Here is a 21772-nt window from a genome sequence, read left to right on the forward strand (position 1 = left end):
AGCGCTTCTCGCGCCTCAAGGAACTCGCTTGGATACTCGCTATGCAAATGGCTGCAAGATACTACGTTTGCGCGCCTTCCTCTGAAACCGATTGAAGCGTAAGCCGGTGATTGCTACGGTCAGATCGGCCCACAAACTGGGTGCACACAGTAATTGTATGCATCGGCCAAGCCTGGAGAGCGCGGTGAAAAACAACGAGGCTGAGCTCCGCTGGGATGTCGAGCAAAAGCTTGATCTCATTGAATTCCGTCTGTTCTGGGAGGGGCATGTGAACCGCAGCGATCTGATGAACCAGTTCGGGATTTCAGCGAACCAGGCGTCAGCCGACCTGAACCGGTATCTTGGCTTCGCCCCGAACAACATGGTCTACGACAAAAGCGCTCGGACCTACGTACGATGCTCTGCGTTCGATGCAAAATTCCAAAAGCTCGATAAGTACCATTACCTGACCCAGTTGCGAACGAGCTTCGAGGGTCTGCTCAGCACAGAAGATGCCTGGATCGCCAAGCTGCCCGCATTCGACTCCGCGCCAACCCCGGTCCGAGGCATCGCTCCGAAGATACTGCGCGACGTTGTCGGAGCGATTAACAAGGGAGAGGCAATTGAGGTCCTTTACAAGTCTCTGACGCGCCCGCACGCAATCTGGAGGTGGATCGCACCACACGCGATCGCTTACGATGGATTTCGGTGGCATGCGCGCGCCTGGTGTGAAATCGATGGCGCCTACAAGGACTTCGTATTGTCTCGAATTCGCAAGGTGCAAAACTCTCGTGCGGCGTCGGCCGAACCCTGCAACGACCTGCACTGGAACACGAAGATCGCGCTGCGCATTGCTCCACACCCGGATTTATCGAGCGGCCAGAAAGACGTGATCGCACAAGATTATGGGATGCAAAACGGCAGCACGACCATCCTGGTGCGAAAGGCTCTCGAGTATTACGCACTGAAAAGGTTAGGGCTCGATACCGACCCGGACGCGCGTCGGCCGCAAGATCAGAAAATCGTGCTCATCGGCAAAGAGGCGGTCTCGTGAGCGCTCTTGAGGAGATCAAGCCCGGCGGTCGCGTCGCAGGCGTGGCCCCTGGACCCTCTGTCGAGGTCCTGTCCGTCGAGTGGATCGGGGATCAAGCGATCAATGTCGTGTATCGCACCTCCGCCGGTTCCATTGCCGAAACGACATTATATCGTGACGATGAATATCGCCTTGCGATCGAAAGCCAAGGGCGCAAATGGTCCTTTGACGCCGACGGTGCGCAATTGCGCCTCGTGACAGAGGCAAACCGCATCAAGCTGGCTCATTTTTTCGACCCCTATCTCGCGATCCACACCAGTCTCGTGGATCCCTTGCCGCACCAGATCTCGGCGGTCTACGGCGAGATGATCCCGCGGCAACCGCTTCGTTTTCTCTTGGCGGATGATCCGGGTGCGGGAAAGACGATCATGGCAGGGCTGCTGATCAAAGAGCTCATCGCGCGGAGTGATCTCGAACGCTGCCTCGTGGTTGCCCCAGGCAGCCTGGTCGAACAGTGGCAGGATGAACTGGGCGAAAAATTCGGTCTCGAGTTCGATATCCTGAGCAGGGACATGATCGAAAGCTCTCGGTCAGGAAACCCGTTTAACGACAGCAACACGCTCATCGCGCGCCTCGATGTCCTGGCCCGGAATGAGGAACTACAGGCAAAGCTGACATCTTCGACGGAGTGGGACTTGATCATCTCCGACGAAGCCCATCGTATGTCAGCCACGTATTTCGGGAGCGAGGTCAAATACACCAAGCGCTATCAGCTCGGTCAGCAGCTAAGCCAGGCCTGCCGGCATTTCCTGCTCATGACAGCGACGCCCCACAATGGGAAGGAAAAGGACTTCCAACTCTTCATGGCGCTCCTGGACGGAGATCGTTTTGAAGGACGGTTCCGGGACGGCGTGCATGTCGCGGATGTCGAAGATATGATGCGGCGCCTCACGAAAGAAGAGCTTCTTCGTTTCGATGGTCGCCCGCTGTTTCCTGAACGTCGCGCATACACCGTGAAATACGACCTCTCCCCGGAGGAAGCGGAACTCTACACCGCAGTGACCGAGTATGTGCGCAACGAAATGAACCGCGTTCAGAGGTTCGCGGAAGATGACGGCAAGAAGCGCAACAATGTCGGATTTGCCCTGCAAATCCTGCAGCGCCGGCTCGCATCCAGCCCGGCCGCGATCTACCAGTCACTGAAACGGCGCCGCGAGCGGTTGGAGAACGAACTCTCGGAAGCCAAACTCGCCGCGCGTGGAAAGCCGACGGCATTTTCGCGAGTATCGGTCAGCGACGAGATGCTTCGAAATCTCGACGAATACGGCCAGGACGAACTCGACGATCTTGAAGAGCAGATATCCACTGGCGCCACCACGGCCGAGACCGTGGAGCAACTCGAAATCGAGGTTCAAACACTCGAGAGCCTCGAGAAAATGGCGCTCGGCGTCCTTCGCTCTGGGAAGGATACCAAGTGGCAGCAGCTTGACAGGATCCTCGATGATGACCTGATGGTCGATCAAGATGGGCATCGGCGCAAACTCATCATTTTCACCGAACCCAAGGACACGCTGGAATACCTGCGTGAAAAGGTCGTTGCTCGGATTGGTCGACCGGATGCAGTGGATGTCATCCACGGCGGTGTTTCGCGGGAAGAGCGGCGCAAGATCGTGGAACGGTTCATGCAGGACCGCGATCTCCTTGTTCTCATCGCCAACGATGCGGCCGGCGAAGGTGTGAACCTGCAGCGCGGGCATCTCATGGTGAATTATGACCTGCCATGGAACCCCAACAAGATCGAACAGCGCTTTGGGCGGATTCACAGGATCGGCCAGACCGAGGTCTGTCACCTCTGGAACCTCGTGGCGAAAGACACGCGAGAGGGGGAGGTCTATGCTCGGCTCCTTGAGAAACTGGAGGCTGCAAGGGAGGCGCTCGGCGGCCGGGTCTACGACGTGCTTGGCGAACTTTTCGAAGAACGGGCCCTCAAGGATCTTCTGTTCGAAGCAATCCAGTATGGTGAGCAGGACGAGGTGAAGGCGCGCCTCTTTCAGACAGTCGATGGTGCCGTTGATCAAAGCCATCTGCTTCACCTGCTGCAGAAGCGGCAGCTAACCAGCGACACCATGCCGGAGGCACGGGTTCAGGAACTGCGGCTCGAAATGGAGCGGGCGGAGGCACAGCGACTGCAACCGCATCACATTCAAAGCTTCTTCGTGGAAGCGTTTCAGCGCCTTGGTGGACAGATCAAGCGCCGTGAAGAGGGTCGTTGGGAAATTACCCATGTGCCCCTAAGCGTGCGGGAACGCGATCGCCAGACCGGCACAGGCGCACCGCTCCAGAAGAAGTACGAGCGCATCTGCTTCGAAAAGGCGAAAATCAATCAGCAGCCGGTGGCAGCTTTCGTCTGTCCCGGGCACCCGTTACTTGACGCTGTAATCAGCGTGGTGCGCGAGCAGAACGACCACCTAATGAAACAGGGGGCAGTTTTTGTCGATGACACCGACGACGGCACTGACGTCTTTGCCATCTTCCTGCTCGAACACAGTGTGCAAGACGGGCGCCAGACCAGCTCGGGAAACGCCAACGTGATTTCGCAAAAGCTGCAGTTCGCGACAATCGACAAGGCTGGCACGGTGACCAATGCCGGGATCGCGCCTCATCTCAACCTGCGTCCGCCAAAGCCCGAGGAAATCGGCAGTGTCGAGGATGTTCTAAATGCCGACTGGCTACGGGGTGACCTTGAAAAAGAGGTCGTCCAGTTCGCCACCGTCGAACTCGCCCAAGGGCACGTGGCAGAGGTTCGCGGTCGCCGGCTGCCCGAGATCGACAAGGTCGAGCAGGAGGTGAAAGCCCGCCTCAAGAAAGAGATCAATTACTGGGACTCGCGCGCCTTCGAGCTTAAGGAGCAGGAGAAAGCCGGCAAGAAGACGAGACTCAATTGGCAGAACGCGCAGCGCCGGGCAGAGGATCTTGCCGAACGCATGAAACGTCGCCTTGAGCTGATCGACCAGGAGCGTTTCATCTCGGCTCAGCCTCCCCGCGTGCGCGGAGGGATGGTCGTGGTGCCTCGCGGCCTCCTGCGAGCGCGCATGCCGGCCCAGATGGCCGATGCCGGGTCGGGCTTCTCGGAGGATCCGGTAGCCCGCCGCGAGATTGAGCTGAAAGCGATGGAGGCGGTCATGGCCGTCGAGCGAGAACTCGGGAACCGGCCGGAGGACGTGTCGGCCCAGAAGGTCGGCTACGACATCGCGTCCTACGATCCGAACGTCGACCATATGCGATTCATCGAGGTGAAGGGCCGGATTGACGGCGCGGACACGGTAATGATCACGCGACAGGAGGTTATCACCTCGCTTCACGAGCCAGAGAAGTTCTTCCTCGCCATCGTCCAGATCGGCGACGGCTATGTGCACGCGCCCCGCTATCTTCGCGGAGCGCTCGATACGCGCGAGCCGCCTTTCGACCAGAACGCCATTCAATTCAACATCAATCGGCTGCTCGAACGCGCGGGAGCGCCTCAATGACAGGAGCCGGATGATGAGAATTGCCGTTCGCACCGAACATGCAGAGCGCATCATCGCCGACAGCTATGCCGGCGCCAGCAAGCCGCTCACGAAAACGACCAGCGTGCGAAACCACCACGACCTTCAGTCGTGGCGAAGCAGCCCGCGCGGAGAGCGGCGCGCCGACACCGCGCGCAAATTCGCCGCGGTGCCGTTCTACCTTGAACTGGCGACCCACAGCACCGAAACATTGCCACCAAACAGCTTTCCGGCGGTCTTCGACCTCGCTGACGGGCAACGCCGCTACCCGGACAAGGGCCTGATCAAGTCCCTGCTGGATGAAGAACTTATCTCCGGCCAGACGATCAACGACGAACTCGTGTTCGTCCTGACACCGTCCGGCCAGGTGACATTCGAAAGACGACAAACATGACCACCCCCTACAAAAAGAAACTCATCGAAGTCGCCATCCCGCTCGAGGCGATCAATGCGGCGTCGGCGCGGGAGAAGTCGATCCGGCATGGGCATCCCTCGACGCTGCATCTGTGGTGGGCGCGGCGGCCGTTGGCGGCGTGTCGGGCGGTGCTGTTCGCGCAGCTGGTGGACGATCCGTCGAGTCATCCGGACAGGTTCCCGACCGAGGAGGCCGTGGAGGCCGAACGCAAGCGGCTGTTCACCATCATCGAGGACCTGGTGAAGTGGGAGAACTCGACCAACGAGGAAGTGCTGGAGCGCGCGCGGGCCGAGATCCGCGCAAGCTGCGGCGGTAAGCTGCCCCCGGTCTATGACCCGTTCTCGGGCGGCGGGTCGATCCCGCTGGAGGCGCAGCGGCTGGGGCTACCCGCCTATGGGTCCGACCTGAACCCGGTGGCGGTTATGATCGGCAAGGCGATGATCGAGATTCCACCGAAATTCAAGGACATGGAGCCGATTCATCCGGGGATGAAGGAGCGCAACCACTACCGCAACGCCGAAGGGCTGGCGGAGGACGTGAAATACTATGGTGAATGGCTGCGCGAGAAAGCGTGGGAGCGAATTGGACATCTTTATCCGCAGGTCGATCTACCAAAAGAGCAAGGTGGGGCCAAGGCTACAGTGATCGCTTGGATTTGGGCGCGAACTGTTCCCAGCCCTGATCCAGCTTTTGCGGAAGCACACGTGCCTATCGCGTCAAGTTTTCTTCTTGGATCAAAGACAAATAAAGAGGCATGGGTTGAGCCCCTCGTCGACAAGTCAAAAAAGACGGTAACTTTCAAAGTACGTAGAGGAGGCACGAAAGCCGAGATCGCCGCTGCCAGAGAAGGCACGAAATCCGGCCGAGCAAATTTCCGATGCTTGCTAAGCGGTGGGGCCATCACCGCTGATTATGTAAGAGAACAAGCAAAGGCTGGAAATATGGGTCAACAACTGATTGCAATTGCTGCAGAAGGCAAAAGCGGTAGAAACTATGTAGCTCCAAATCAAATGCAAATAGATGCGGCCTTAGTTGCAGGATATGAATCTGACGCTCAAAGTTTTCGCGACACATTCCTAATGGGTGAAACCCCGACAAGACTCACGGGAGGGACTTGTCATGCTTTTGGCCTTGAAAATTGGGGTAAACTCTTCACTGACAGGCAGATAATATCTCTCAAGACTCTGATTGGTTTGCTGCCTGAATTGCGTGAGAAAATAAGGCTTGATGCAGAGACTTCAAAAATCAAGATTGACCAACAGAGACTTTCCGATGAAGGATCCGGATCATCCGCCTACGCCGATGCGATTAGCATTTTTTTAGCGTTCGCGATCAATCGGTCTGCTGATCGAGGGTCAACTATTTGCTCTTGGGACTCTTCTCCAAAAATGGAGGCATTACGAAACACTTTTGCCCGGCAAGCACTGCCCATGACTTGGGATTTTGCTGAGGGAAACCCTTATTCGCACGCGACGGGCAACTTCTCGAGTAATATTGGGTGGGTTTTCAAGGTTATCGAGAAATTTCATCCATCCAATACTGGACAGGAGATCCAATTTGATGCGCAGTCAGTTGAAATTCCAAGTGGATCAGTAATTTCAACTGACCCACCGTATTATGACAATATTGGATATGCGGACCTATCTGATTTCTTTTACTGCTGGATGCGCGCTTCTTTGCGCGACGTTTTTCCAAGTCTGTTTTCCGTGCTGGCCACGCCAAAATCAGAAGAACTTGTTGCGACTTCTTTTCGTCATGGTGGACGAGAGTCCGCCGAGAGGTTTTTCTTGGATGGCATGAGCAAAGCCATAAGCAATATGGCGAAGCAGCCCTCGGCCAGTGCACCAGCAACAATATACTATGCTTTCAAGCAAAGCGAAGTTGCCCAAGAAGGTATCAGTTCAACAGGCTGGGCAACTTTCTTGCAAGCTGTAGTAGAGGCGGGATACGCGGTAGTTGGCACTTGGCCTTTGCGAACGGAAATGGCAAACCGCATGGTCGCATCTGGCACCAACGCGCTCGCCAACTCGGTCGTGCTTGTTTGCCGTCAGAAAGGAGACACCGCGGAAGCAATCACCCGTGCCGAGTTCATCCGCGCCCTGAAGCGCGAGCTACCGCCGGCCATCGCCGAGCTTCAGGCCGCCAACGTCTCCCCCGCCGACATGCCGCAATCGGCCATCGGCCCCGGGATGGGCGTCTTCTCGCGCTACAGGGCGGTGCTGGAAGCTGACGACAGCCCGATGACGGTCAAGACCGCGCTGCAGCTGATCAATGCCGAGCTCGACGAGTTCCTAAACGACCTGCATGGCGAGTTCGACGCCGACACCCGCTTTGCCGCGACCTGGTTCGAGCAGCACGGCACCGACAAGGGCGACTACGGCGCGGCCGATAATCTCGCCCGTGCGCGCGGCATCTCGGTCGAGAGCGTGAAGCATGCCGGGATCGTCGACAGCTCCGCCGGCAAGGTCCGCATCCTCAAGCGCGCCGAGCTGGACCCGGATTGGGACCCGGCCGAGGACGATCACCTGACGATCTGGGAATGCTGCCAGCATCTGATCCGCGTGCTGGAGAACGACGGCGAATACGCCGCCGCGCTGATGCTCAAGAAGCTGGGCCCTGACCGCGCCGAGATGGTCAAGGACCTCGCCTACTACCTTTACGACGTCTGCTCAAACAAGCGGAAGGACGCGAAGGAGGCGACCTCCTACAACGGGCTGATCGCAGTTTGGACGGATCTGACGCGCCTGTCTGCGACGATCCGGATCGAAGATGTAAACCGCCAATCGGCGATGGATATTTGAAGGTACTTCCCTAATGGCAAAGAGTGCACGCCAAACCGTTTTCGAAGGCATGGAGCTGCTGCCCGAGGCGTTGATCCCGTTCGTGGAGAAGCGGCTCGACAGCACGCTGCAAGGGCATTGGCAAGTGGAAGTCATTGAACGGATCAGAGGCCTCCGCCCCAATTCCGAGGGACGCGTGGGCTGGGATCAGCAAGGGCTTCTGCAAACCATGATGGCCTACTGGAAAGATAGCTTCTCGACAGTACTCGGGCACATGGAACGCTCAATGGTGTCCGAATTGCTCGAGGTGCGCAATCGCCTCTCACACAACGAGGCTTTCAGCTACGATGATGCCGAGCGCGCCCTGGATTCGATGCGGCGCCTTTGCGAAGCGATTAGTGCGGGTGAAACCGCAAGCCAGCTTGGCAAGATGCGGGACACCATCCTGCGCACCAAATATCGGGAGCTTGCACGATCGGAAGAGCGCAAGGGCCAGACCTCGACCATTTCGACCGAGACGGTTTCGGGATTGCTACCGTGGCGCGATGTGGTCGAGCCGCACCAGGACGTCGCAACCGGAGAGTTCCAGCAGGCCGAGTTCGCCGCCGACCTCGCGAAGGTGCACAACGGCAGCGCCCCCATGGAGTATAGTGATCCGCGGGAGTTCTTTGGCCGGACATATCTGACAGATGGTTTGAGCAAGCTTCTGGAGGGCGCCGCGAAACGACTATCGGGCAAATCCGGCGATCCGGTTGTTGAATTGCAGACCAACTTTGGCGGCGGCAAGACGCACTCGATGCTCGCTCTCTATCATATGGTCGGCAACACATCAGTTCAGGATCTGCCTGGGCTCGACCAACTTCTCTCAGACAAGGAACTGGCGGTACCGGACAAGATCAACCGCGCAGTGCTCGTGGGCACCTCACGAGGCCCGCAGGACGTTATCAAACTTGAGGGTGGGCCGGAAATACGCACGACTTGGGGAGAGCTTGCCTGGCAGCTTGGCGGACAAGACGCCTTCGAAATGATCGCGGAAAACGACGCGCGGGGGATCGCACCGGGCTCGAACTTGCTCGAAGCCATCTTCAAGAAATGCGCGCCAAGCTTGATCCTGATCGACGAGTGGGTCGCCTATCTTCGCCAGATCTACAAGGTCGAAGGGCTTCCGTCGGGATCGTTCGACGCAAATCTGTCATTCGTTCAGGCGTTGACCGAAGCGGTCAAGGCATCACCACAGACGCTCTTGGTCGCCTCGCTACCTGCATCGCAGATTGAGGTTGGCGGCGAGGGTGGCCAGGAAGCACTGGCGCGCCTCAAGCAAACGTTCAGCCGTGTCGAGAGTTCATGGCGGCCAGCATCACAGGAAGAAAGCTACGAGATTGTTCGGCGGCGGCTCTTCAAGGAGATATCGGGCGACAAGTATATGCATCGGGACAATACGCTGAAGCAATTCGCCAAGCTGTATCGAGAAAACCCGAACGATTTCCCGCAGGGCTGCGCCGACGAAGACTATAGGCGCAAACTCGAAAAAGCCTATCCGATCCATCCGGATCTTTTCGATCACTTGTACACGGCTTGGGGTTCACTGGAAAAATTCCAGAAAACTCGGGGGGTGCTGCGACTGATGGCGCAAGTCATCCATGAGCTATGGATGTCCGGCGATCCCTCGGTCATGATTATGCCGGGTAGCGTAGCGATCAGTTCGGCTCGTGTGGAACCTGAGCTGCTACACTATCTGCCGAACGCATGGCAGGGGATAATTGCTGGTGACGTGGATGGACTGAACTCCACGCCTTACAGGATTGACCAATCCGCACCAAACCTAAACCGATACTCAGCGACACGACGCGTGGCGAGGTCTGTATTCGTCGCAACCGCGCCAACCGAGGGCCAGCAGAACCAAGGAATAAACGATAGACGAATAAATCTGGGTGTGGTGCAGCCTGGCGAAAGAGTTGCGATTTTTGGTGATGCCCTCCGCAGGCTGACCAACCGAGCCAAGTTTATGCATAGCGATCAAGGTCGCTACTGGTATTCGATGTCTGCAAGCCTGAACCGGGTTGCTGCAGATCGCGCGAGCCAACTCGAAGAAGCTCTCGTTCTCGTCGATATCGACAAGGCGTTGGCGGCATACATCAACGGCCTTACGGATCGTGGCCACTTTGACGCCGTGCAAGTCGCGCCAGATAGCTCTTCAGAGGTACCCGATGAACCCGGCGGCGTGAGGGCGGTCGTACTTGGCGTTGCACATGCTCATACAGGCCGCGATGGCTCAGACGCACAGGTCGAAGTGAAGGACATCCTACTGCAAAGAGGCGCAACGCCTCGCGTTTACCGCAACACTCTTGTGTTCATAGCCGCGGACAACCGCCAAATCGACAACCTGAAAGAAGCTGTACGCTCGGCGCTGGCATGGAGTGGGGTCGTGCGCGACGCTGAGAGTGGCCGCCTCAACCTGAGAACCACGGAAATCACGCTTGCCAAAGAAAAAGAAAAGGAGGCGCACGAAACAGCGCAAACGAGGCTCAAGGAAACATGGTGCTACCTAATTTATCCGTACCAGAGTTCAGCGCAATCCGATGTAGAGCTTTCTTCTGCCAAGATACCCGCACAGGATGGCCTTCTTGGCCGGTCGAGCAAGAAACTCGTTAGCGACGAGGCCTTACTACAAGAAATTGGACCCGAACGGCTAAATCGAGAGCTGGAGAAGTATATTTGGAACGAAAAGCCGCATTTGTATTTGAAGGATCTCTGGGAATATCTGAACCGCTACACATATCTACCTCGTTTGAAAAATAGAGATGCGCTGATAAAATCAGTACAGTCCGCTATATCTGGAATGCTTCCGGGTCCATTCGCATACGCCGAGCGGTGGGATGAAACGTCCGATTCCTATGCGGGTCTGGTGATCGATAACTCCCCGAACACGCTTGTATCGATAGACAGCGAGTCATTGATACTTCGATCCGAGGTAGCTGAAACAAAGAGACCGAAGCCCACCACTGCTCCGGAACAGAGCGAAACAGATTCTGGAACGAACACCGCGACGGACGGCATTGGTAAAAATGGTACTCCAGCGACAGGAAATGGTGGTGACACCCAAGATGATGCAAACGGATCCGAATTGGATGAAAAGCCAAAACGCTTCGTCGGAACAGTGATGCTTAACGCAGATCGACCAGCACGTGATATGCATCAGATTGTTGAAGCGATTGTCGAACAGCTTACGACACTGCAAGAAGCAGATGTTTCTCTAAAACTGGAAATTGATGCCGAGGTTCCGTCTGGGCTTGATCGAGCGAAAGTGCGAACGCTTTTAGAGAATGCCAGCACTCTTGGTTTCACTGATAAATCGGTGAAATAGTCTGGAGAAGGGCAGGTCAATGCGATGGCAAAGACGATGGCTTAACTCCTTAGGATTGAGCACAAAGTAGCGCCTGTTCAAATGCAGCCCTATTGGCCACAACAATCGGTGCCTCCTGTGGTCGATCAAGCGCCTCTGCAACGTCGAGTCGCAGTCGTTTGTTGAAATAGTATAGAAGGGCTTTTCGCACCCTTAGTCTCAGTTCGTTGTCTTCCATGTGGTAATCCGAAGCGATCACGCGCTGCTGCGCTTTTGAGAGTCTTGGGTTTGGCTTTAAGCGCAAGTCGATGAATTCCTGCCAAAGCCGATCCTCATCTGACGTAGCTTCGGCTGAGCCCGTAATTTTGCATTCCAGGCAGCGAGACAAGAGAAAGTCTTTGAACTTGTGCTCGATGTGGCAGAAGGCCCGGACGTGCCAGCGAAAGCCGTCGTGACCGAAGGCGTGAGGACTGATACCGCGCTTCTCTGGGTCGGGACGCTTAGGGTTCATCGATTGATAGACGATCTCCGTTGCTTTTCGTCCGCGAATAGCGCCGAGGATCATACGCAAAACGCTGGGTTCGACGCGGCGATGCGGGATCGGCATGAGATCAGCTTCCGGCATATTCGACAGCCATATGCCTTCTGGACGCATACCATCATCGGCGACCGCCCTGAGTTGTGACAGGTATTGATCGGAGTCCGGTTCGATCAGACAAGGCTTGAACTTGGCTGACGTGAAGTATCGCTTTTCACTCTTGTCGTAATGCATGTTGTCGGGGGCGAGGTCCTGATACTGGCTAAGGTCTTTCGAGGCCTGCGGCACTGAAACGCCAAAGAAACTCGTGAGTTCTCCGCGGTTTATCCCCCCTTCCCAATACAAGCGAAACTCGATGAATTCGAGCCTTCGCTCCACGCCCCACCTCAACCCCTTTGCTGGTTCGCCCATCTCTTTCCCTCCCTGAGGAAATGCGTATAGTAAGTATATTGACGTCGAAACACGACGCGTATATAAACTTTACTAATGCAGGAGAATCACGTCAAGCTGAAAGGAGGCGGTTATGGCTGCCAAGCTGAATTTCTTTCCCCTCGGCAATGCCGACACACTGCGGATCGACCTCGCTAACGGCCAGAAGGTCCTCGTCGATTACGCCGCGATGCGGAACGGTGAGATCGCGGACAAGCGCTGCGATCTGCCGGAAGAGCTGCGCCGCGATCTGAATCGCGCTGGGCGCGACTATTACGATGTGGTTTGCATCACCCACACCGATACCGACCACTGCAAGGGGTTCGGAGAGTTCTTCTGGCTCCGGCATGCGGCCAAGTATCAGGGGGCAGGTCGGATCAAAATCAACGAACTTTGGGTGCCCGCGGCAGCCATCCTTGAAGATGGCCTGACTGACGACGCCCGGATCGTGCGCTCGGAGGCGCGGCATAGGCTCCGTGACGGTAAGGGCATCCGGGTTTTCTCCCGCCCAGAGCGCCTGAAGAAATGGATGCAGGACGAAGGCATCGATTTCGAGACGCGAAAGCACCTGATTGTCGATGCGGGCCGAACCGTTCCCGGCTACGACAAGACCGGACCGGAGCAGGTCGAGTTTTTCGTTCATTGCCCGTTCGGTTGGCGGCAGAACGAGAACACGGTCATCGAGCGCAACGAGGACTCGATCGTTCTGCACGCGACATTTGTCGAAGGCGGGCAGGAATCTCGCTTGTTTCTGGCCTCGGATGTCAACTACGAGACGCTTTCCGAAATCGTTCAGGTCACTCGCTACCACGGCAACGAGGACCGCATGCGTTGGGACATCATGAAGCTGCCCCATCACTGTTCGTATCTCGCACTCGCGCCGGATCGCGGTGCCGAGGAAACCAAGCCGGTACGGGACGTGAAGTGGCTGTTCGAAAACCAGCGCGAAGCGGGGGCCGTCATCGTTTCGCCGTCTAACCCGATCCCCACCAAGGGCTCGGAAGCGGATCAAGGTGTGCAACCCCCGCATCGCCAGGCCGGGAATTATCATCGCCGCATCACGAATGCGGACGATGGCGAATTCAGGGTGACGATGGAACACCCCAGCCAGACGTATCCCAAGCCCTTTGCCTACAACGTGACGGCGCTCGGTATCGCTCTTGATGTTGCCGCCCCGATGGTCAGCAGCTCTGCTGCGGCTTCGACCCCGAAGGCAGGCTGATGGACATCGAGGCGTGGCTTTCCGGGTTCGAAGTTGTTGCCGTCGGTGATCTTAAATCGCCAGCGGCTACGGCTCTCGTGACGTTCACCGAACGCCATGCTTCTGAACTGATGACGGTAGTCGAGACGCGGCGCAGTGAGCTTGGCGATCTGGTCATACTTGATTTTCGGACGGGCTGTCCGCAGAAACCCTTTTATCCAATCAAGCGCACCGAGCGGCTGGCGATACGGTTCGCGCCGCAAGACGGAATGCCGCTGATCTACGTGCTGCGCGACGATTTCCCCGACACTTTTCATCAACAGCTGACTGCCGAGAGCGCTCCCCGAGCGATCTGCATCGATGATCGGATATGGGCGGAAGCGCGTTTGACCTGGACGCCTGCCGAACTCGGTCATCGCATCCTGTCGTGGTTCGACCGGGCGATACGGGGCGAGCTTCACGACGCCCGCCAACCGCTCGACCCCATCATGATCGGCAGCCATCTCAGCTTCGTCATCTCTCGGCGAATTCTGGGGGGGGCGGTCAACGCCGACCTCGTAGCCGTCCGCAAGACCGATCAAATCCTTCGTGTTCGTGACCTCAAGACTGTGACAGAACCCGTCGATTCTCTGGAGCCTATTTGTCTCGTCGCGTACCGCATCGCTGCGGAAGAAATGCAGCGTCTGACGTTCGCACCGGAAAATCTCGGCAGTCTGGCTGACATGTTGGCGCGTCGTGGCATCGATCTCCTTGCGGACTTGCGGCAGAAGTTTTCGGACTGGCTCGGTGAGAACCCGCCGCCCGCATGGCGGATCAACAGCCGGTTTGTCTTCGTCGTCGAGATGCCGATCATTGCGCCCGATGGCGCTGTCCAAAATGGCACGGATTTGCGGGCCTTCATCACGGATCAGTCGGTCGGCGATATCGCGGTCGCGCTGGGTATCGCCGAGCGCGCGACGCCGGGTGAAGGCAGTCAGGTCGGTTTCGTGAAACGGCTGGTCCAAACTGCACCGGATGAGGAAGCCGTGCGCGCAATCCTTGCCCAGTCAGCCGAGATTCATTACGAGTTCGACCGCGAACTCGCCACGCAACTTTCCGGGCGCAAGACGCCCGATATACGCAACGTCGTTTTGGTCGGCGGGGGTACTATCGGCTCGCACCTGGCAGAGTGCCTTTCCCGCGAGGGCCGGTTTGAGTGGACGGTCATCGATGATGATCGCCTGTTACCGCATAACCTCGCACGGCATATTGGCCGCGGCGAAAATGTCACCAACAAAAAGGCCGCGCTCGTCGCCGCTGCCGTGTCCGCGACGCTGGACAGCGCTGAACCTGTCGGACGCCCCATCAGTGCCAACGTGCTGGTCAATGACGGACACCGCGAGGAGATTGACCGCGCCCTCAATGAAACAGACCTGATCATAGATGCGACGGCGTCCGTTCTGGCCGGTCGGTTTCTTTCCGACCACCCTTCCGAGGCCCGGCGGGTCAGCGCCTTTTTCAACCCAGTCGGCAGCGCCGGTATCCTTTTGGCCGAACCGGCGGATCGTTCACTTACGCTCCGCGATCTCGAAGCACAGTTTTTCGGACTGGTTGGCAGAGAGGCGACCCTTGCAAATCTTCTCGCCGATTCCGGAGGCAGCTATGCTTATACGGGCGCTTGCCGCGCCATCACGAACCGCATGCCAGAGTCGAATGTCATGGCACTCAGCGGTCTGATCGCGGGGGCTTTGGGCCGCGCTGTCGATCAGGAAGACGCGGTCATGAAAGTCTGGTCTTTGTCGGGTGACGGCGACTTAGAATCGCATGGCTATCCCGCCGTTCCCGTCGTTAGCTTTGCCGCCGACGACTGGTCGGTGGTGGTGGACGCGGGGCTTGTCGAGCGGGTTCGCGCCATGCGAAATGCCCGTCTTCCGAACGAAACCGGCGGCGTTTTGACCGGCGTCGTCGATATCCCCGCGCAGACAATACACATTGTTGATGCCGCGCCCGCGCCGCCCGATAGCGTGGAGAGCCCGGGTGGATTTACCCGCGGCACCGAGGGCGTCCGTGAGGACCTTGACGGTGTAATCGAACGGACGCGCGGCCAGGTTCGTTACATTGGCGAGTGGCACTCTCATCCACCGCGCGCGGCTGCGCGTCCGAGTGCGACTGACCTCGTCCAGATAGACTGGCTTTCCACGGTCTTCGACATTGATACTTTGCCCGCCCTGATGCTGATCGCCGGGGACGGAGAAATCGGGATCATACTGGCCAATCGCTACGCGGAATCCCTTAGGCAGGGAGAAGAACCGGATGCATCGCGGGAGGCGACAGGCTGATGAGTGAAGAGAAAATCGGCCTTGCACTATCCGGCGGTGGCTCCCGCGCCATTGCTTTTCATCTTGGGTGTCTGCGGGCTCTTGACGAACTCGGTATAATTGAACGCGTGAAAGTCATGTCGACGGTCTCTGGCGGTAGCGTGATCGGCGCGCTATTCGCGGCCAACACCGATCCGTTTCCGGCGTTCGAGGAACGCGTCCGCAATCATCTCGCCTCCGGCTTCGTGCGACCCGCAATCGGCAAGGTCTTTACCACGGCCGAGGGTGTGCGGGCTTTCTTTTGTGCCGCGGTCCTCATACCGACAAACATCATCATCAGCCTGATCGCGTTCATCGCACGCTGGCTTCTGCTCCTGATCCCGCCAGACCAACGCGCGAAATGGCGCGTTGACAAGCTCCATTCTCCCATTCGTCGTTTTGCCAGCCGCACCACGATACTGGAGCGTGTATTTGACGACGAACTTTTCGGTGGAACGCTGTTGCGGGACCTGCCTGCAGACGGACCTTTGCTGGTCGTCAACGCCTCTGACTTACGGACAGGCTCCGCGTTCTACTTCACGCAAAAGCAATCGGGTTCTTGGCGCTACGGCGAATTGGCGGACAGGAGCATTTCCCTGGCACATGCTGTCACCGCCTCGGCTGCATATCCGGCACTTCTTCCTGCGCTGGACGAGGTCCTGCCGTTCAACAAGAAGGACGGAACACGGCGCGAGGAGCGGGTGACTCTGACCGACGGCGGCGTCTATGACAATCTTGGCCTGGCGCCACTTTGGCCGGACCGTGATCCCAAGGTCAGCCTGAATGTAACCGACGTCGATACGATTATTTGCTGCAAGGCCGGATATGGGCTCCGGTTCGACCAGCCCACCCAGTTCCTTCCGGCGCGCGTGAAGAGCGTCTTCTACTGCACACATGATAGAGCACAGAATGCGGCCACCCAGCGCCTGTTCGACCTTCTGAAACTCGGGAAATTCAAGGGGGTTCTGATGCCCTATCTTGGCCAAGCCGATAGCCGTCTCAAATACCCGCCGGATGACCTCGTGACCCGTGAAGACGCCTACAACTATCCGACAGACTTTTCGGGAATGTCCGAGGAGTGGATCGATCGTTTAAGCCGCCGAGGCGAGCAACTCACCAAAGCACTGGTCGCGGAACATTGGCCTGATGTCTTAGTAGGCAAGCCGTGACGGTTTGTGAATGGCCGTCTCGTGAGCTTGCGTGGCAACATTTAAGGCCGCTTAGGGCGGCCAACGGTCAAGCTCAATAATTTCTCTCGAACATCACTCGCAAGTCATGGTCATGCCGTAGAATGGAATCGGCTATGCATAGCGCATTTTCAATCAATGAAACGTTCCGATCTCGATCTGGATCACCGCGTCGACCACCGACTGGCCGTACGACGCCAACTCATCAATCTGCTGCAGTGTCGCGAGCGCTTTTCGCGACCTGTACTTTCTCCCAGCCGGCGGCTGGATTGCAAAACTCGGGCACGAAGACGTAGTGGCTGGTCATGGCCATGAACCGCGTATTCACATCGCGCTTCGAGGACATCTCGATTACGCTCGAATACGCGCTGGCGGCCTGAGGCCGGCGGCGGCCCCGAGGCATATTCGTCGTATCGGACAGGACAGGTTATCGGATACAAGCGGCTGCAGATGGCAGAGGAGAGACACGATGGTGGCACTGCGCGCACACATGCATGAGCGCTTCGCCGGCTGGCAAGCGGACCTGCCACAGCAATCGGGCTGGCCTGCGTTCTTCAACGACTGCGAAGAGCCCACTTTTCATTTTATCCCAGAGGCACTCGAGATTGTGGAAGGTGTTGCCGCTTGGCCTGGCCGCCACGATGTTCCTTTCCCCGGAGCGCCGGCGGGCGCGCATATCTGCCGGGCATTCGAGGGCCTTGAGCCCGATGGCGTCCACGTCGTGGTGCTTGGACAGGACCCATATCCGGCGATCGAAAGCGCAACGCGCCGTGCCTTCGAAGACGGCACCCCGGATGCGGCGGGTAAGGCGGTTCGGTCTGCGCTCCGTACCCTCGGGCAGTCGGCACTCGATCTCTACGGAGCCGCCTGCCCCCAAGGCTTCTACCATGGCCTGGCAGGCCGCGCCGAGACAATACGAGCCCGCTTTAACGCGCTCGCACAGCAGGGAGTTCTCTGCCTGAATGCCTCTTGGACCTACAGCGATGACGCGCACAAGCCCGCCCATCGATCGCTCTGGAGGCCAGTGACTGCCTTTCTCTTGTGTCGGCTGGTCGAAAGGGAGGCGCCCCCCCGGTAGTCCTTCTTCTCGGAGCCGAAGCGCAGAACTTCTTCGACGCACTCCATCTGGACGCTATTCCAAACGCGGCGGTAGTCCGAAAATGCCATCCTACCGAGCGACACAATCGGTACTTCGCAGGACCAAATCCGCTTCACCGAGTTAACGAGGCTCTGCTGAACCTCGGGAAAGACCCGATCACTTGGTGGCGTCCCGCGGAGCCGGAAGTATGACCCTCGTGCTCAAACCCGCGGCCCCGGTCCCCGAGGCGGAGGAGCGCTACTGATTGACATGTGAATTTGAAAGGCTGGCTCATGGATGCCAAAATCAACGATTTTCCGGAAGAGGTCGCCAAAAGCGTCGGAAACTACGTCTACCGGCTGATAGATCCCAGGAATGGGGAAACCTTCTACGTCGGTAACCCACGTGAATTTCCCGACGCACATTTCGATCGAGAATGAACAGCCGCAGCGAAAAGGCTTCAGAGGCAGAATAGCCCCCGAAGAAGTTTGGCAGCGTTTCGTCGGGGAGAGGGGGCGCCGGATCGAAGTTGAAGCCATGAAACATGTCCAGAATCCGGTGAGATACTGGAACATCGCTTGATTCATATCTTGCGTGGTGGCTTTCGAGTGAACCCGCGGCTCGGATGGGGCCGCACCACGACGCGCTTCAACTCTCGCCCCACGATGTAGGGACACTAACGGACGCGACTGAAACAGGAAAGACGCCGCATGATGCGGCGCCGTCAGTGAGTTTCAACAGGATCGATTGTCATTCTGGGAGGTTGGGGGATCTCTCAGTGACGGATACCGTGGATCAGGGCATTGAGGGGTTGCGTTCGCTTTCGACAACCCCCTTCATGATTTCCGAAATCGCTGATCGGATCTCGTCCCACGATTCTGATTTTTTCAACTCTGACAACAGCTGGTCGACGGGATTTCCTGCCCTTCTCAGGTGCTCGATTTCGTTGCGCAACTCAGCCATGTCTGACTGCAACACAGCGTTTTCGGCCTGCTTCCTTTCGCTCAGGTCCGAGATTTCCTCGATCTGCCGCGCCTGATCATGGATCTTTGTTTCCAGTTCCTTGATGCGCCAATTCGCGTTTGTCTTATCCCGCCGGAGCTCTTCGCACTCTTCCTGTGCTTTGGCGAGGCACAATGCGTTCTGTTGGGCTACAAGAAGCTGTAGCTCGCGCGCCATTGCGCCGACAATCGATTCAATGGATGTACGGGCCTTTTCCGGCAGCGCCCCAATGAGACGGCCCTCTTCCTCCTCGGCGATACTCGAAAGGACATGATCGACGGGACTCTCAAGGCTACGTGTGTCGATCCCTTTGCTAATGCCGAGCTGCTCGCAGAGAACAGTCTTCACCGCAGCGGCGTCGATCTCGTCACGCGGCGTTCCACCGTTGATCAAGTTGGTGATTGCGGCGTGGACCTGCTCGAGGTTGTAGCGCGGTGGCCTTCCGCCAGTGTTCTTCTTGTCGGTCGTCGTGGTCATGATCTGAGTTTGCCTTTTAGTTTGCCAAACTTGGTTTGCGAAACCCTGGTCGGCGTGTTTGGGATAGGATGAATGTTGGTCCTTCTTCAGAAACCAGAAATGAAAATCCAGCTTATCGGGTTTAACCCGGAGGCCGATGAGCCGTGCGCGTCAAAGTCCAGACGCCGCCTGATCCGGTGACAATTGGATTGTCTGCATTTGCAAGGTCGCCAAGGATACGATTGATCGTACGGTTCAGGTTTTCCGGGGCCACGCCTGCGAAGAGCTCCGGCGGCAGCGTTGCCGCAAGGTCCGCTGTCTTGAAAGGGGCCAGCGCGAGCTCGCGCAGCATGCCGCGTGTTTGAAGCGCAATCCGGACCGCCATGGCGCGGCCATTCTCCGCTCTTTTCGGATTGGGTGCTTTTTCAAACGTCGGTGCCGATGTCTCAACGGCATGAGCGGTCGTACGCTCGTCTCCGTCTTCATCCAATCCGAGCACGGTTTTTTCGATCCGAAAATGTACGGAGGCGAGCTTAGGTTGGGTGCGCTGCTTGTCCTGCACAACCGCCACGCTGCCCTCAGACTTCCCGAGCTTCAGACATATCTCCGTATCGACCGCCGCGCGAAGGGCCGAGCTGCCACGACCGCCACGATCGACGTCTTTCCCGGTATGATGTACGAGCATGACGTGGGCATTCAGGCTCTTTGCAATCCACTCTGCGGTCTGCACGACTTGCGTCATAGAAGCCGCGCAATTCTCATCAAGCAAGCCGATGGAACGCGCCAGAGTGTCGAAAACGATCAAGACGATGTCTTCGCCGGTATCACGCATGACGCCTTTGAGAAACTCGACAAAAGAAGCGACAGCCTTGAAATTCGAAAGGTCGAGAGCCTGGCCGCATACAAGGTAGTTTTGTCTTTCGGCAGGAGTGGTATCGCTGCTGTGAATGCGGTCGAGAACGGAAGCGGGTGCTTCTGGTGCCACATGCACGACCAGACCGGGCTTAACCCGAGCACCGAAACTGGGACGAGCCGTGACAATGCGGTTGCCGATGTGGCAAACGAGAGCAGACTTCCCAACGTTCGATGGCCCGTATAGGAGCGAGGTCTCGTTACGCAGCAGCCATCCCTTTATTGCATAGTTCCACTCCAAGGATGGGCTGTGATCTGCCGCGGACCGGATACAGTTTTCCCACTCGGGGATGTCTTGGTCTTGTATGTTGGTCATTTGATCTCTCCGTGTGTCTTCTTGTTTCAATGTCTGACTTCATGACCACCGGGAAATAGAGACGCCTGCGAGCGCGCCAAAATTCGAGGCGCAAGATTTTTTCCATTGTCTGCCACCGGGTCAGCCAGACAGCCGGACACCCCCTTACGGGGGAATGTCCGGCTGTCTGGCTGACCAGTCTCCTGCGGATTTTTGAATTCAGGATCTTTTCCCTATGTCCCTCTCGAGACTGAATGACTGACAGGGATAAATCATGAAAAACAATCACTTGGCCCCGGCATCTCTGGATGAGGCGGCGCAGTTTCTCGCCGTCTCCTCCCGCACAGTTCGCCGACTCATCGATGCCGGAGCCATGCCTTGCCTCCGCGTAGGAAGCGCACTTGTGGTGCCTGTGGAAAGCCTGCCCGGCCTGCGTTGCGCGGTCGATGCAAGCCCGGACATGCGTCCTCTCTTGCGACTTCACGAAGCGGCGGCCCGCCTTGAATGCTCGCCACGCGCGCTGCGCGATCTAACGAGATCCGGAGAATTGAATTCGGTTTTCGTGGGCTGTTCGGAGCGGTGGGTGCCTGCGGATATCGACGCGTTTGAGATGACGGGCGCTCATGACGCATGAGGGCGAAACCCGGGTCATGACGCGAGCCAATGTCGCAGATGCGGGCACGGTCGGGCTTTCCATGCTCGCGATCCACTGGTCGGTGTGCGGGGCAACAGCACGTGCCATCATCATAGCCCACGGTCTGCCGGAGGTGTCCGCGTCCGGCTGGCCAAAATACCGCTGGTCAGATGTCTGGCGGCTCGAGGGCGCTGGCCTTGTGCCGCCATGTGATTGGGCTGACTTCCGAAAGCCGCTGCTGCGCGCCTCGGACCTCACCGGTCTCGATGTGAAGGGCCGCTCCGCGCGCACCTGGCGCCGCAATGTCGAGACCGGCCGCATGCCGTCGATCCGGCTTTCCAACAACGTGTGCCGCATCCGGCAATGCACCTTTCTCGCGATGGCTCCATATGTGTGACGATGGCTTCTGCTCTTGGCCGGGATTTACCCGGTTTGGCCGCCAGTACCCCGTAATTGCGGTGGTTTCACCCAGACCTATGGCCACAGACATGGCCTGTCTCTGGGGGTGCCTATGGGTGAATTGGCCGCCGTTTTGGGATCTTGACCGGGACTTGCGCAAGCAGCGGCCGGGGCCGGGTGAACCCTCGTGACCGCCTGTCGCGGCCCTGG

Annotated in this window: 15 protein-coding genes; 12 read left to right on the forward strand and 3 right to left on the reverse strand. The window is 57.8% G+C overall.

The window, feature by feature from the left end:
• Positions 1 to 184: 184 nt before the first annotated feature.
• The 5 genes from RBB31_RS15680 to RBB31_RS15700 are packed head-to-tail and all read left to right on the forward strand — an operon-like array spanning position 185 to position 11116.
• Positions 185 to 1033: a WYL domain-containing protein gene (locus RBB31_RS15680; RefSeq protein WP_306130244.1), complete on the forward strand. Its 849-nt coding sequence runs from the start codon at positions 185 to 187 to the stop codon at positions 1031 to 1033.
• Positions 1030 to 4539, forward strand: coding sequence for a helicase-related protein (locus tag RBB31_RS15685; protein ID WP_306130245.1), 3510 nt, complete (start codon positions 1030 to 1032; stop codon positions 4537 to 4539). Before RBB31_RS15680 ends, RBB31_RS15685 begins: the two co-directional genes overlap by 4 nt.
• 13 nt (positions 4540 to 4552) lie before the next feature.
• On the forward strand, positions 4553 to 4951 hold the full coding sequence (locus RBB31_RS15690) for a hypothetical protein (RefSeq protein ID WP_306130246.1): 399 nt from the start codon (positions 4553 to 4555) through the stop codon (positions 4949 to 4951).
• The gene (locus tag RBB31_RS15695; protein WP_306130247.1) at positions 4948 to 7773 is read left to right on the forward strand and encodes a DUF1156 domain-containing protein; all 2826 of its coding nucleotides are present in this window, start codon (positions 4948 to 4950) and stop codon (positions 7771 to 7773) included. The genes RBB31_RS15690 and RBB31_RS15695 overlap by 4 nt, the downstream gene beginning before the upstream one ends.
• 49 nt (positions 7774 to 7822) lie before the next feature.
• Positions 7823 to 11116, forward strand: coding sequence for a DUF499 domain-containing protein (locus RBB31_RS15700; RefSeq protein ID WP_306130248.1), 3294 nt, complete (start codon positions 7823 to 7825; stop codon positions 11114 to 11116).
• Positions 11117 to 11165: 49 nt separating this feature from the next.
• Here RBB31_RS15700 and RBB31_RS15705 read toward each other — a convergent pair whose 3' ends face one another.
• Positions 11166 to 12044 carry a WYL domain-containing protein gene (locus tag RBB31_RS15705; RefSeq protein WP_306130249.1) on the reverse strand — a complete coding sequence of 293 codons (879 nt, stop codon included), beginning with the start codon at positions 12042 to 12044 and terminating at the stop codon, positions 11166 to 11168.
• 112 nt (positions 12045 to 12156) lie between these two features.
• On the opposite strand from RBB31_RS15705, the gene RBB31_RS15710 reads away from it, so the two are divergent.
• The 5 genes from RBB31_RS15710 (at position 12157) to RBB31_RS15730 (ending at position 18304) form a co-directional block, all read left to right on the forward strand.
• On the forward strand, positions 12157 to 13284 hold the full coding sequence (locus RBB31_RS15710; RefSeq protein ID WP_306130250.1) for a hypothetical protein: 1128 nt from the start codon (positions 12157 to 12159) through the stop codon (positions 13282 to 13284).
• The gene (locus RBB31_RS15715; RefSeq protein ID WP_306130251.1) at positions 13284 to 15581 is read left to right on the forward strand and encodes a Mov34/MPN/PAD-1 family protein; all 2298 of its coding nucleotides are present in this window, start codon (positions 13284 to 13286) and stop codon (positions 15579 to 15581) included. Before RBB31_RS15710 ends, RBB31_RS15715 begins: the two co-directional genes overlap by 1 nt.
• Positions 15581 to 16768, forward strand: a complete 1188-nt coding sequence (locus RBB31_RS15720) for a patatin-like phospholipase family protein (RefSeq protein WP_306130252.1) — start codon at positions 15581 to 15583, stop codon at positions 16766 to 16768. Before RBB31_RS15715 ends, RBB31_RS15720 begins: the two co-directional genes overlap by 1 nt.
• Positions 16769 to 17255: 487 nt before the next feature.
• Positions 17256 to 17864, forward strand: a complete 609-nt coding sequence (locus RBB31_RS15725) for a hypothetical protein (RefSeq protein WP_306130253.1) — start codon at positions 17256 to 17258, stop codon at positions 17862 to 17864.
• 293 nt (positions 17865 to 18157) lie between these two features.
• Entirely contained in the window at positions 18158 to 18304 is a 147-nt protein-coding gene (locus RBB31_RS15730; RefSeq protein WP_306130254.1) for a hypothetical protein, read from the forward strand.
• 355 nt (positions 18305 to 18659) lie between these two features.
• On the opposite strand, the gene RBB31_RS15735 is transcribed toward RBB31_RS15730, so the two are convergent.
• Entirely contained in the window at positions 18660 to 19343 is a 684-nt protein-coding gene (locus RBB31_RS15735) for a hypothetical protein (RefSeq protein WP_306130255.1), read from the reverse strand.
• 121 nt (positions 19344 to 19464) lie between these two features.
• Positions 19465 to 20550, reverse strand: coding sequence for an AAA family ATPase (locus RBB31_RS15740; RefSeq protein WP_306130256.1), 1086 nt, complete (start codon positions 20548 to 20550; stop codon positions 19465 to 19467).
• A 253-nt stretch (positions 20551 to 20803) separates the two neighbouring features.
• Between RBB31_RS15740 and RBB31_RS15745 the strand changes: the two genes are divergently transcribed.
• Together RBB31_RS15745 and RBB31_RS15750 are read left to right on the forward strand one after the other, a co-directional pair.
• Complete coding sequence (locus RBB31_RS15745) at positions 20804 to 21163, forward strand: excisionase family DNA-binding protein (protein ID WP_306130257.1); 360 nt, start codon at positions 20804 to 20806, stop codon at positions 21161 to 21163.
• A complete protein-coding gene (locus RBB31_RS15750; RefSeq protein ID WP_306130258.1) occupies positions 21153 to 21560 on the forward strand; it encodes a hypothetical protein in 408 nt (135 codons plus the stop codon). Before RBB31_RS15745 ends, RBB31_RS15750 begins: the two co-directional genes overlap by 11 nt.
• Positions 21561 to 21772: the final 212 nt, after the last annotated feature.

The organism is Roseovarius sp. MMSF_3350 (assembly GCF_030733425.1).
Lineage (GTDB): Bacteria > Pseudomonadota > Alphaproteobacteria > Rhodobacterales > Rhodobacteraceae > Roseovarius.